Annotated in this window: 12 protein-coding genes; 7 read left to right on the top strand and 5 right to left on the bottom strand. The window is 60.7% G+C overall.

Translation table 11 applies throughout. The features are described 5' to 3' along the window. Positions 1-129 precede the first annotated feature (129 nt). The 3 genes from rho to QMX91_RS07770 all read right to left on the bottom strand — a co-directional run bounded on the left by rho (position 130) and on the right by QMX91_RS07770 (position 2,794). Positions 130-1,389 (bottom strand): transcription termination factor Rho, encoded by a 1,260-nt coding sequence (gene rho / locus QMX91_RS07780; RefSeq protein WP_003229334.1) that lies wholly within the window; start codon positions 1,387-1,389, stop codon positions 130-132. 247 nt (positions 1,390-1,636) lie between these two features. After that, on the bottom strand, positions 1,637-1,966 hold the full coding sequence (trxA, locus tag QMX91_RS07775; RefSeq protein WP_003177349.1) for a thioredoxin TrxA: 330 nt from the start codon (positions 1,964-1,966) through the stop codon (positions 1,637-1,639). A 120-nt stretch (positions 1,967-2,086) separates the two neighbouring features. Further along, entirely contained in the window at positions 2,087-2,794 is a 708-nt protein-coding gene (locus tag QMX91_RS07770) for an FCD domain-containing protein (protein ID WP_097089549.1), read from the bottom strand. A 256-nt stretch (positions 2,795-3,050) separates the two neighbouring features. Between QMX91_RS07770 and QMX91_RS07765 the strand changes: the two genes are divergently transcribed. The 5 genes from QMX91_RS07765 to ppx all read left to right on the top strand — a co-directional run bounded on the left by QMX91_RS07765 (position 3,051) and on the right by ppx (position 7,636). Next, a complete protein-coding gene (locus tag QMX91_RS07765) occupies positions 3,051-3,836 on the top strand; it encodes a transporter substrate-binding domain-containing protein (protein ID WP_096796124.1) in 786 nt (261 codons plus the stop codon). A gap of 22 nt (positions 3,837-3,858) precedes the next feature. Further along, on the top strand, positions 3,859-4,527 hold the full coding sequence (locus tag QMX91_RS07760; protein ID WP_027610474.1) for an amino acid ABC transporter permease: 669 nt from the start codon (positions 3,859-3,861) through the stop codon (positions 4,525-4,527). Further along, positions 4,524-5,174 (top strand): amino acid ABC transporter permease, encoded by a 651-nt coding sequence (locus QMX91_RS07755; protein ID WP_095137639.1) that lies wholly within the window; start codon positions 4,524-4,526, stop codon positions 5,172-5,174. Before QMX91_RS07760 ends, QMX91_RS07755 begins: the two co-directional genes overlap by 4 nt. Then, entirely contained in the window at positions 5,161-5,898 is a 738-nt protein-coding gene (locus QMX91_RS07750; protein ID WP_210556358.1) for an amino acid ABC transporter ATP-binding protein, read from the top strand. The genes QMX91_RS07755 and QMX91_RS07750 overlap by 14 nt, the downstream gene beginning before the upstream one ends. Positions 5,899-6,133: 235 nt before the next feature. Beyond that, entirely contained in the window at positions 6,134-7,636 is a 1,503-nt protein-coding gene (gene ppx, locus QMX91_RS07745) for an exopolyphosphatase (RefSeq protein ID WP_282412509.1), read from the top strand. A gap of 242 nt (positions 7,637-7,878) precedes the next feature. On the opposite strand, the gene ppk1 is transcribed toward ppx, so the two are convergent. Next, the gene (gene ppk1, locus QMX91_RS07740) at positions 7,879-10,104 is read right to left on the bottom strand and encodes a polyphosphate kinase 1 (RefSeq protein WP_204894057.1); all 2,226 of its coding nucleotides are present in this window, start codon (positions 10,102-10,104) and stop codon (positions 7,879-7,881) included. Between the two features lie 18 nt (positions 10,105-10,122). Beyond that, entirely contained in the window at positions 10,123-11,136 is a 1,014-nt protein-coding gene (gene hemB, locus QMX91_RS07735; protein ID WP_134784934.1) for a porphobilinogen synthase, read from the bottom strand. A gap of 207 nt (positions 11,137-11,343) precedes the next feature. On the opposite strand from hemB, the gene QMX91_RS07730 reads away from it, so the two are divergent. Continuing rightward, on the top strand, positions 11,344-11,994 hold the full coding sequence (locus QMX91_RS07730) for a DedA family protein (protein ID WP_027610469.1): 651 nt from the start codon (positions 11,344-11,346) through the stop codon (positions 11,992-11,994). A gap of 278 nt (positions 11,995-12,272) precedes the next feature. Continuing rightward, positions 12,273-12,941, top strand: coding sequence for an isoprenoid biosynthesis glyoxalase ElbB (gene elbB, locus QMX91_RS07725; protein WP_282412508.1), 669 nt, complete (start codon positions 12,273-12,275; stop codon positions 12,939-12,941). Positions 12,942-13,045: the final 104 nt, after the last annotated feature.

The raw sequence follows: 13,045 nt of genomic DNA, 5'->3' as shown, positions 1-13,045 counted from the left end.
AGCGTTGTTTGTGGGTTGCCCGATCACAGACCTTACCAGATCAGGAACCTCCCATTGCCGGGGTAAATTTCATGCAAAAAAAAGGCGCCCCCCAAAGGGGCGCCCTTTTTATCGGTTCAACCGGCGATGTTACTTGCGCTTCATCGACAGGAAGAACTCGTCGTTGGTCTTGGTCGTTTTCAGCTTGTCGACCAGGAACTCGATGGCAGCCACTTCGTCCATCGGGTGCAGCAGCTTGCGCAGGATCCACATGCGCTGCAGTTCGTCGTCGGCGGTCAGCAACTCTTCGCGGCGGGTGCCGGAACGGTTGATGTTGATGGCCGGGAACACACGCTTCTCGGCGATCTTGCGGTCCAGCGGCAGTTCCATGTTGCCGGTACCCTTGAACTCTTCGTAGATCACTTCGTCCATCTTCGAGCCGGTTTCAACCAGCGCGGTGGCGATAATGGTCAGCGAGCCGCCTTCTTCGATGTTGCGCGCAGCACCGAAGAAACGCTTCGGTTTCTCCAGGGCGTGAGCATCGACACCACCGGTCAGCACCTTGCCGGAGCTCGGGATCACGGTGTTGTAGGCACGGGCCAGACGGGTGATGGAGTCGAGCAGGATCACCACGTCCTTCTTGTGTTCGACCAGGCGCTTGGCCTTCTCGATCACCATTTCGGCAACCTGCACGTGACGGGTCGGCGGTTCGTCGAAGGTCGAGGCAACCACTTCGCCGCGCACGGTGCGCTGCATTTCGGTTACTTCTTCCGGACGTTCGTCGATCAACAGCACGATCAGGTGAACTTCAGGGTTGTTACGGGCGATGTTCGCCGCGATGTTCTGCAGCATGATCGTCTTACCGGCTTTCGGCGGTGCAACGATCAGACCACGCTGGCCTTTGCCGATCGGGGCGCACAGGTCGATCACACGACCGGTCAAGTCTTCGGTGGAACCGTTGCCGGCTTCCATCTTCATGCGCACGGTCGGGAACAGCGGGGTCAGGTTCTCGAAGAGAATCTTGTTCTTCGCGTTCTCCGGGCGATCGAAGTTGATCGTGTCGACCTTGAGCAGAGCGAAGTAACGCTCGCCTTCCTTCGGAGGGCGGATCTTGCCAACGATGGTGTCACCGGTGCGCAAGTTGAAACGACGGATCTGGCTCGGCGAGACGTAGATATCGTCTGGGCCGGCGAGGTAGGAAGCGTCAGCGGAGCGCAGGAAGCCGAAGCCGTCCTGGAGAATCTCCAGCACGCCATCACCGGAGATTTCCTCGCCGCTTTTCGCGTGCTTTTTCAGCAGGGAGAAAATCACGTCCTGCTTGCGCGAACGGGCCATATTTTCTATGCCCATCTGTTCGGCCAATTCGAGCAGTTCGGTAATCGGCTTTTGCTTGAGTTCAGTCAGATTCATATAGGAATGACGTAATCATTTATGGAGGGGGGAAATTAAGCTTTTGGCTTAATGAGGCCGCGCCGCGGAGAAGGCGACAGGATCGCGAACTTGTTCGAAAAGGAGTGCGTCGGCGACGGCTAGCAGGGGGCAGTGGAGAAACCAGTGCGGGGCCGAATGTACCACCTGAGTTTCGGAGCGTCTAGCCCTGAATACGCAAAAAGCCCCGCAAATTGCGAGGCTTTTTTTCGGCGATTTACTGCGACGCTTAGATGTTGGCGTCGAGGAAAGCAGCCAGTTGCGACTTCGACAGGGCGCCGACCTTGGTCGCTTCAACGTTGCCGTTCTTGAACAGCATCAGCGTCGGGATACCACGCACGCCGTGCTTGGCCGGGGTTTCCTGGTTTTCGTCAATGTTCAGTTTGGCGATGGTCAGCTTGCCTTTGTAAGTCTCGGCAATCTCGTCCAGAACCGGAGCGATCATTTTGCAAGGGCCGCACCATTCAGCCCAGTAGTCGACCAGTACAGCGCCTTCGGCCTTGAGTACGTCGGCTTCGAAGCTGGCGTCGCTAACGTGTTTGATAAGATCGCTGCTCATGGAATTCTCCAGGTTGTAAGCAAAAAAACGTGGCCCATCATAGCCGCCCTTCCCTTGTTCAGGAAGCCGCAGTTGATTGAGTCTTGCTATGGCACTCGATGAGTTTGGGTATAGCCCAAGTCACGCCGTGGCGGGGGCAATGAAGGAAATTCCGGTGCGCAGGGCCGCATTGCGCACGTGCTCCTGCATGGCCTTCTGGGCCGCAGCGGACGCCCGGCGCGCGAGGGCACGAAGGATCTTGCGGTGCTCCTGCCAGGTTTCCATCGCCCGTTCGGCGCGGATGAACGGTAGCTTCTGGCTCTCCAGAAAGATCTCGGCGCTGGCGGTGAGGATGCTCAGCATCGCCTGATTGCCGCTGGCCAGCAGAATACGCCGATGGAATTCGAAGTCGAGTTTCGCCGCGGCCTCGAAGTCGCCAGCCTTCAATTGCTCGCGCATCGCCGCAACGTTGTCCTCAAGCGCATCCAGGTCAAACGTGCTCAAGGTCACCGCCGCCAGCCCGGCGGCAAACCCCTCCAGCGCATAGCGCAACTGAAAGATGTCCAGTGGCGAGGCCTGCGCTGCGAACGGCCAGCCCGGCGCATTGTCACCCTGCGCAATGTCCACCGGTGCCTGCACGAACACGCCTTTGCCCGGCTGGATGCTGACCACGCCCAGCGCACTGAGCGACGACAGCGCCTCGCGCAACGACGCCCGACTGACCCCCAGTTGCACCGCCAGATCCCGTTGCGACGGCAACGCATCGCCCGCACCGAAACCCTGCTCGGTGATCAGTTTGCGAATGGCTTGCAGCGCCACTTCAGGTACGGCGCGGGAGATCGAGTTCATGGTTTTTCAGACAAGCCAGGCCAAGGTGCGGCTAGTTGTAAAGCTATTCGCCGGATCCGGCAAGTCGTGCCCCAGCAGGGTTCGGCGCCCGCTGCCGGTGCGCTATCGGAGTGCGAAAAACAACCTGACTGTTCAGACCAGTAAGACCGAACAAACCCGGCAAACCTGCGGCCTGCCGGGGATAAATCCGGGTATTGGCACGGCGCATGCTCTGTCCGATCGCAGAAACCACTTCCCGTCGATCCGGAGATTTGCCATGACCCTGCGTTACCGAGCCCTCCTCGCCGCTCTGTTTTCCAGCCTGATGCTGAGCCAGATCCCCGCCCACGCCGATGGCCTGGAAGACGTGGTCAAACGCGGCACACTGAAAGTTGCCGTGCCTCAGGACTTCCCGCCATTCGGCTCGGTCGGCCCGGACATGAAACCCCGTGGCCTGGATATCGACACGGCGAAGCTGCTGGCTGATCAACTTAAGGTCAAACTCGAACTGACCCCGGTCAACAGCACCAACCGCATCCCGTTCCTCACCACCGGCAAGGTCGACCTGGTGATCTCCAGCCTCGGCAAGAACCCGGAGCGCGAGAAAGTCATCGACTTCTCCCACGCCTACGCGCCTTTCTACCTCGCGGTGTTCGGCCCGCCTGATGCCGCCGTCACTACGCTCGACGACCTCAAGGGCAAAACCATCAGCGTCACCCGTGGCGCCATCGAAGACATCGAGCTGACCAAGGTCGCCCCCGAAGGCGTGACCATCAAGCGCTTCGAAGACAACAACTCGACCATCGCCGCCTATCTCGCAGGGCAGGTCGACCTGATCGCCAGCGGCAACGTGGTGATGGTGGCGATCAGCGAGAAGAACCCGAAACGCGTGCCGGCGCTGAAAGTGAAGCTCAAGGATTCGCCGGTCTACGTCGGCGTGAACAAGAACGAGCCCGCGCTGCTGGGCAAGGTCAACGAGATCCTCGCCACCGCCAAGGCCGACGGCGCGCTGGAGAAAAACTCGCAGACCTGGCTCAAAGAGCCGCTGCCGGCCGACCTCTGATCGGTCGCGCGGGAGACAATCGATGGCTTATCAGTTCGATTTCATGCCGGTGGTGCAAAACACCGACCTGCTGCTGCGCGGCGCGCTGTTCACCCTGGAGCTGACGGCGATTGGCGCGCTGTTCGGGGTCGGCGTGGGCATCGTCGGCGCACTGGTGCGGGCGTGGAACATCCGCCCGTTCTCGGCACTCTTCGGCGTCTACGTCGAGTTGATCCGCAACACGCCATTTCTGGTGCAACTGTTCTTCATCTTCTTCGGCCTGCCCTCGCTCGGGGTGCAGATTTCCGAGTGGCAGGCGGCGGTGCTGGCGATGGTGATCAACCTCGGCGCGTATTCGACCGAGATCATCCGCGCCGGCATCCAGGCGATTCCGCGCGGACAACTGGAAGCCGCTGCCGCACTGGCGATGAGCCGTTTCGAAGCGTTCCGCCATGTGGTCCTGCTGCCGGCGCTGGGCAAGGTCTGGCCGGCCCTGAGCAGCCAGATCATCATCGTCATGCTCGGTTCGGCGGTGTGTTCGCAGATCGCCACCGAGGAGCTGAGCTTCGCCGCCAACTTCATTCAGTCGCGCAACTTCCGCGCCTTTGAAACCTATGCGCTGACCACGCTGATCTACCTGTGCATGGCGCTGCTGATCCGCCAGTTGCTGAACTGGATCGGCCGCCGCTATATCGCGAGGAGCAGCCAATGAGCGACTTCACCTTCTGGGACATCCTGCGCAACCTGCTCACCGGCCTGCAATGGACGCTGGCGTTGTCGCTGGTGGCGTTCATTGGCGGCGGGATCGTCGGGCTGCTGATTCTGATCATGCGCATCTCGAAAAACCCGTTGCCGAGCAATATCGCCCGCACCTGGATCGAGCTGTTCCAGGGCACACCGCTGCTGATGCAGCTGTTTCTGGTGTTCTTCGGCGTGGCGCTGGCCGGGATCGAGATCTCGCCGTGGATGGCGGCGGCGATTGCCCTGACATTGTTCACCAGCGCCTATCTGGCGGAGATCTGGCGCGGTTGCGTCGAAGCGATCCCCAATGGCCAGTGGGAAGCCTCGTCGAGCCTGGCGCTGAATCCACTGGAGCAATTGCGTTACGTGATCCTGCCGCAGGCGCTGCGCATCGCCGTGGCGCCGACCGTGGGCTTCTCGGTGCAAGTGGTCAAAGGCACTGCGGTAACCTCGATCATCGGCTTCACCGAGCTGACCAAGACCGGCGGCATGCTCGCCAACGCCACTTTCGAACCGTTCATGGTCTACGGCCTCGTCGCCCTCGGCTACTTCCTGCTCTGCTACCCCTTGTCGCTCAGTGCGCGCTACCTGGAAAGGAGACTGCATGCCTCTGCTTAGAATTTCCGCCCTGCATAAATACTACGGCGATCACCACGTGCTTAAAGGCATCGACCTGAGCGTCGAGGAAGGCCAGGTGGTGGCGATCATCGGCCGCAGCGGCTCGGGCAAATCGACCCTGCTGCGCACGCTCAATGGTCTGGAGTCGATCAACGACGGGGTGATCGAAGTCGACGGCGAATACCTCGACGCCGCCCGCGCCGACCTGCGCAGCCTGCGGCAGAAAGTCGGCATGGTGTTCCAGCAGTTCAACCTGTTCCCGCACCTGACCGTCGGCGAAAACGTGATGCTCGCGCCGCAAGTGGTGCAGAAAGTACCCAAGGCCAAGGCTGCGGAGCTGGCGCGCAAGATGCTCGAACGCGTCGGGCTGGGGGAGAAGTTCGACGCCTTCCCGGATCGGTTGTCCGGCGGACAGCAACAGCGCGTGGCGATTGCCCGGGCACTGGCGATGTCGCCGAAAGTGTTGCTGTGCGACGAGATCACCTCGGCGCTGGACCCGGAGCTGGTCAATGAAGTGCTCGCCGTGGTGCGCCAACTGGCCAAGGAAGGCATGACGCTGATCATGGTCACCCACGAAATGCGCTTTGCCCGGGAAGTCGGCGACAAGCTGGTGTTCATGCACCATGGCAAGGTGCATGAGGTGGGGGATCCGAAGGTGTTGTTTGCCAATCCGCAGACGGCGGAGCTGGCGAATTTCATCGGTACCGTTGAAGCGATAGCCTGAAGGTTATTCAGGGACTTTAGCGGCCCCTTCGCGGGCAAGCCCGCTCCCACAGGGTTCTGCGGCGGAACATGATTGTGTGTTCGACACAAAAACCTGTGGGAGCGAGCCTGCTCGCGAATGGCCGCGCCGCGGTCTCAAGCTTTTATGCGCAGGATCAACGGTTTGAGCCATGCGCGTTGGCGTCAGCGTTTGATCGTGGCACGATGGCGGGGTTATCGACCGAGACCCCCTGACCATGCCGCAATCCAAAGCCAAGAATCTGTCCCTGATCGCCGCAATCGACCTGGGCTCCAACAGCTTCCACATGGTCGTGGCCAAGGCCCAGAACGGTGAAATCCGCATCCTGGAGCGCCTCGGAGAGAAAGTACAGCTCGCCGCCGGTATCGACGATGAGCGCCATCTCAACGAAGAATCGATGCAGCGCGGCCTCGACTGCCTCAAGCGCTTTGCCCAACTGATCAACGGCATGCCACTGGGCGCCGTGCGGATCGTCGGCACCAACGCCCTGCGCGAAGCGCGCAACCGCTTGGAATTCATCCACCGCGCCGAAGAAATCCTCGGTCACCCGGTGGAAGTCATCTCTGGCCGTGAAGAAGCGCGGCTGATTTATCTGGGCGTTTCGCACACCCTCGCCGACACCCCGGGCAAGCGCTTGGTGGCCGACATCGGCGGCGGCAGTACCGAATTCATCATCGGTCAGCGCTTTGAACCGCTGCTGCGCGAAAGCCTGCAAATGGGCTGCGTCAGCTTCACCCAGCGCTACTTCAAGGACGGCAAGATCACCCCGGCCCGTTACGCCCAGGCGTACACCGCGGCGCGGCTGGAGATCATGAGCATCGAGCACGCCCTGCACCGCCTGACCTGGGATGAAGCCATCGGCTCCTCGGGCACCATCCGCGCCATCGGCCTGGCGCTGAAGGCCGGCGGGCATGGCACCGGCGAAGTGAATGCCGAAGGCCTGGCGTGGCTCAAGCGTCGTCTGTTCAAACTGGGTGACGTCGACAAGATCGACTTCGAAGGCATCAAGCCTGACCGTCGGGCAATCTTCCCGGCTGGCCTGGCGATTCTCGAAGCGATCTTCGACGCCCTCGAACTGCAACGCATGGATCATTGCGAAGGCGCACTGCGTGAAGGCGTGCTCTACGACCTGCTCGGGCGCCATCACCACGAAGACGTGCGCGAACGCACCCTGACTTCGCTGATGGAGCGCTATCACGTCGATCTGGAACAAGCGGCGCGGGTAGAACGCAAAGCCCTGCACGCGTTCGATCAGGTCGCCGCGGACTGGGAGCTGGATGACGGCATCTGGCGTGAACTGCTGGGCTGGGCGGCGAAAGTCCACGAAGTCGGCCTCGACATCGCGCACTACCACTACCACAAGCACGGCGCCTACCTGATCGAACACTCTGACCTCGCCGGTTTCTCCCGCGAAGACCAGCAAATGCTCGCCCTGCTGGTGCGCGGCCATCGCCGCAACATCCCCAAGGACAAGTTCGCCGAGTTCGGTGACGACGGCGACAAGCTGATCCGCCTGTGCGTGCTGCTGCGCTTCGCGATCCTGTTCCACCACATCCGTGGCACCCAGGCGATGCCACAAGTGACGCTGCATGCCAAAGGCAACAATCTCGACGTGGAATTCCCGGAGAACTGGCTGGATGAAAACCAGCTGACTCAGGCGGACTTTGGCCTCGAAGCCGACTGGCTGACGCGGGTGGGGATTGTCCTCACTGTTCACTGAGTTAAATTTCAGGTGCAAAAAAGGCGATCCTTCTGGATCGCCTTTTTTATTGGGTTCGACTTGAGTGCGGGTGTGGACCTGCCCCTCACCCCAGCCCTCTCCCGAGGGAGAGGGAGCCGATCCGTGTTGTTTTCAAAGCCTGAGTTCGACTCGAAATCTCAGGTCGATGTACCTCGAACATCCAACTCGGTCAGTCCCCTCTCCCTCCGGGAGAGGGTTAGGGTGAGGGCGCTTTTAAGCTGTTAGCTGCTCACCGGCAGAATCGGGCTGCCCAGGCGTTCCAGCAAGGTCGCCTGCGCGCTGCGCGGGTTCTGGTTGCCGGTTGGCGTGTTGCGGATGTAACGGCCATCCGACTGCAGGCTCCAGCTGTGGGTGTTGTCGGTCAGGTACAGCTCCAGCTCTTTCTTCACGCGAGTCAGCAGCTTCTTGCCTTCCACCGGGAAGCAAGTCTCGACGCGCTTATCGAGGTTGCGCTCCATCCAGTCGGCGCTGGAGAGGAACATCTGCTCCTCGCCGCCGTTGAGGAAGTAGAACACTCGAGTGTGTTCAAGGAAGCGACCGATGATCGAGCGCACATGAATGTTGTGCGAAACCCCGGCGATGCCCGGACGCAGGCAGCACATGCCACGCACCACCAGATCAATGCGCACGCCGGACTGGCTGGCCTTGTACAGCGCGCGGATGATCTTCGGATCGGTCAGCGAGTTGAACTTGGCGATGATGTGCGCCGGTTTGCCATCGAGGGCGAACTGGGTCTCCCGGGCAATCATGTCGAGCATGCCTTTCTTCAGGGTGAACGGCGCATGCAGCAGCTTTTTCATGCGCAGGGTTTTACCCATGCCGATCAACTGGCTGAACAATTTGCCGACGTCTTCGCACAAGGCGTCGTCGGAGGTCAGCAGGCTGTAATCGGTGTACAGACGCGCATTGCCGGCGTGGTAGTTACCGGTGCCGAGGTGCGCGTAACGCACGATTTCACCGGCCTCGCGACGCAGGATCAGCATCATCTTGGCGTGGGTCTTGAAGCCGACCACGCCGTAAATCACCACAGCACCGGCCGCTTGCAGACGGCTGGCCAGTTGCAGGTTGGACTCTTCGTCAAAGCGTGCACGCAGTTCGATGACTGCGGTCACTTCCTTGCCGTTACGCGCGGCGTCCACCAGCGCATCGACGATTTCCGAGTTGGCGCCGGAGCGGTACAGGGTCTGGCGCACGGCCAGAACGTGCGGGTCTTTCGCCGCCTGGCGCAGCAGGTCGACCACCGGAGTGAACGACTCGAACGGGTGCAGCAACAGGATGTCCTGCTTGCTCACCACACTGAAAATGTTCTCGCTGTTCTGCAGCAGCTTAGGGATCTGCGGGGTGAACGGCGTGTATTGCAGCTCCGGGTGGCTGTCCAGACCGGTGATGCTGAACAGACGGGTCAGATTGACCGGGCCGTTGACCTGATACAGCTCGGTCTCGCTCAGGTTGAACTGCTTGAGCAGGTAGTCCGACAGGTGTTTCGGGCAAGTGTCGGCGACTTCCAGACGCACCGCATCACCGTAGCGCCGCGAGAACAGCTCGCCACGCAGGGCGCGCGCCAGGTCTTCGACGTCTTCGGAGTCGAGCGCCAGGTCGGCGTTTCGGGTCAGGCGGAACTGGTAGCAACCCTTCACCTTCATGCCCTGGAACAGGTCATCGGCGTGGGCGTGGATCATCGACGACAGGAACACATAATTGTCGCCCGGGCCGCCGACTTCTTCCGGAACCTTGATGATCCGTGGCAGCAGGCGCGGTGCCGGGATGATCGCCAGACCGGAATCGCGACCGAAGGCGTCGATGCCTTCCAGTTCGACGATGAAGTTCAGGCTCTTGTTCACCAGCAACGGGAACGGGTGCGTCGGGTCGAGGCCGATCGGGGTGATGATCGGCGCGATCTCGTCGCGGAAGTAGCGGCGCACCCAGGTCTTGATCTTGGTCGTCCAGTGCCGGCGACGGATGAAGCGCACCTGATGCTTTTCCAGCTCTGGCAGCAGGATGTCGTTGAGGATCGCGTACTGGCGGTCAACGTGACCGTGCACCAGCTCGCTGATCCGCGCCAGTGCCTGGTGCGGTTGCAGACCGTCGGCACCGGCCTGTTCGCGAGCGAAGGTGATCTGCTTTTTCAGGCCGGCGACGCGGATTTCAAAGAATTCGTCGAGGTTGCTGGAGAAGATCAGCAGGAACTTCAGCCGCTCCAGCAACGGATAGGACTCGTCCAGCGCCTGTTCCAGCACGCGGATGTTGAACTGCAGTTGCGAGAGCTCGCGATGGATATACAGGCTGCTGTCATCCAGGCCCGGGATCGCAATCACTGGCGCCGCCGCGACGGCTTCGGTAACCGGCGCGGGTGGCGCAGGCTCGAGTTCCGGCGGGGTTTCGGTGATTTGCTCCACCACCGGTTGAGCTTCTTTTACTGCAACTTCAGTGAGTCCTTCGGTATTCATCGAATGTTCCTGGGAGGGCTATTTCTGCTCTCGTAACAATTGAGCGGCACGGACAGCAAAGTAAGTCAGGATGCCATCAGCGCCGGCACGTTTAAAGGCGGTCAGTGATTCAAGAATTACCGCCTCGCTCAACCAGCCATTCTGGATCGCCGCCATGTGCATGGCGTATTCGCCGCTAACCTGATAGACGAAGGTCGGCACTTTGAAGGCATCTTTTACCCGCAAAAGAATGTCCAGGTACGGCATGCCGGGTTTGACCATGACCATGTCCGCGCCTTCAGACAAGTCCGCGCCGACTTCGTGCAGCGCTTCGTCGCTGTTGGCCGGGTCCATCTGATAGGAGGCCTTGTTGGCCTTGCCCAGATTCGCCGCCGACCCCACAGCATCGCGGAACGGCCCGTAATAGGCGCTGGCGTACTTGGCCGAGTAGGCCATGATCCGCACGTTGACGTGACCGGCCAGCTCCAGCGCCTCGCGGATCGCCTGAATCCGACCGTCCATCATGTCCGATGGGGCCACGACCTGAGCGCCGGCTTCGGCGTGGGACAAAGCCTGTTTGACCAGGGCGTCGACGGTGATGTCGTTCTGCACGTAGCCGTCTTCGTCGAGAATGCCGTCCTGACCGTGGGTGGTGAACGGATCAAGCGCGACGTCGGTGATCACTCCCAATTCCGGGAAACGCTCACGCAAGGCGCGGGTGGCGCGCTGGGCAATGCCCTGCGGGTTCCAGGCTTCGGCAGCGTCGAGGGATTTCAATTCGGTTGGTGTGACCGGGAACAGCGCCAGCGCCGGGATCCCCAGTTCGACCCATTTCGCCGCTTCTTCAAGCAGCAGATCGATGGTCAGACGTTCGACACCGGGCATCGAGGCCACGGCCTCGCGACGGTTTTCACCCTCAAGCACGAACACCGGCAGAATCAGGTCATCGACCGTCAGCACGTTTTCCCGCACCAGCCGACGCGAAAAATCATCACGACGATTGCGACGCAGGCGAGTGGCGGGAAACAGACGATTGGCAGGGGTAAAGCTCACGGCGGACTCCTGAGCCCGCGCAAACGGGCGAGCGTGACAGTTATAGACGGCCATTATGACCAACAGATTACAGTTGTGCGTACCCCGTGACATGTAGCCGCATTCCATTGTTGGCGTAGGAATTGTTCACGTCGAGACACATTTCGACACTTTCATGAATGTGTCCGAAGGGTTAGGCTGCGCGTTCATTTCGCCAGCACCCAGACAATGCTCCAACAATTTCTGCATGACTTTGGCTACTTTGCCTTGTTCCTCGGCACGTTCTTCGAAGGCGAAACCATCCTGGTGCTCGCAGGCTTCCTCGCGTTCCGTGGATACATGGACATCAACCTGGTGGTGGTCGTGGCGTTCTTCGGCAGCTATGCCGGCGATCAGCTGTGGTACTTCCTGGGGCGCAAGCACGGGCGCAAATTGCTCGCGCGCAAACCGCGCTGGCAGATGATGGGCGACCGCGCGCTGGAACATATTCGCAAGCATCCGGACATCTGGGTTCTGAGCTTCCGCTTCGTTTACGGCCTGCGCACGGTGATGCCGGTGGCGATCGGCCTGTCGGGTTATCCACCGGGACGTTATCTGTTGCTGAACGGTATCGGCGCAGCGATCTGGGCCACCGCCCTGGCAGCCGCCGCCTACCACTTCGGCGCGGTGCTCGAAGGCATGCTCGGCAGCATCAAGAAGTACGAGCTGTGGGTGCTTGGCGCGCTGCTGATTCTTGGCGTTGGTCTGTGGCTGCGCCGCCGCTTCAAGAATGCGCGACTGGCAAAACAGGTTTACGCCGACGAGCAAGCCGCAAAAGCGGCACTGCTGAATCAAGCCGAAGTGGCCAAACCTGCCGAACCGAAGACGCCAGCCGAATAACGCGCTGGCGCCTGGCGCACAGCCTGCGCAAAGCCCGGGCTGGCCGGCTCTTTTAGTCATTTATCCCCTCTGCGCCAGCGGACTCCCGTTCGCCAGCGGCGTTCTCACGCCAAAAATCTCCTGCTCGTCACGAAGCAGGCAACCGCAAATAATGAACACCCCGCCGTTGTTGCGATCCATTTAGAAAGCGCTCCATGCAGGTGCCGCCGCCACTTCAGCCTATGGCAACGCGCGATAAATTAGTGGACATTTAGCGCCATGAATCTGGAGAGAAACCCATGAGCAAAAAAGTTGCAGTGATCCTGTCCGGCAGCGGCGTGTACGACGGCGCCGAGATCCACGAGAGCGTCATCACCCTGCTGCGCCTGGATCAACGTGGCGCGCAGGTGCAATGCTTCGCCCCGAACATCGCGCAATTGCATGTGATCAATCACCTGACTGGTGAAGAAATGCCCGAGACGCGCAACGTGCTGGTCGAGTCAGCGCGCATTGCCCGCGGCAACATCAAGGACATCCGCGAGGCCAACGTCGATGACTTCGACGCGCTGATCGTACCTGGCGGTTTTGGTGCGGCGAAAAACCTCTCGAACTTTGCCGTCGAAGGTGCCGGCTGCGCAGTACAGCCTGAGGTGCTGGCCTTGGCGGAAGCATTTGCCGAAGCGGGCAAACCGGTGGGCCTGATGTGCATCTCGCCGGCGCTGGCAGCGAAGATCTACGGCCCGGGCGTGACCTGCACCATCGGCAACGATGCCGACACCGCCACCGCGATGAACAAGATGGGCGCCACCCACGAAGACTGCGCGGTGACTGACATCATTGAAGACAAGGCACGCAAACTGGTGACGACCCCGGCTTACATGCTGGCGCAGAACATCAGTGAGGCGGCTTCGGGGATCAACAAACTGGTGGACCGGGTGCTCGAACTCACCCACGAAAACGATGTTTGATCTCTGACTGCATGCAGAGCGAAATGTGGGAGCGGGCTTGCTCGCGAAAGCGGTGTGTCATTCAAATCAATGTTGTCTGATTCGACGCCTTCGCGAGCAAGCCC

The sequence above is a fragment of the Pseudomonas sp. PS01299 genome (assembly GCF_029960145.1).
GTDB classification, from domain to species: domain Bacteria; phylum Pseudomonadota; class Gammaproteobacteria; order Pseudomonadales; family Pseudomonadaceae; genus Aquipseudomonas; species Aquipseudomonas putida_A.
This window is presented reverse-complemented; position numbering and strand designations above follow the sequence as displayed.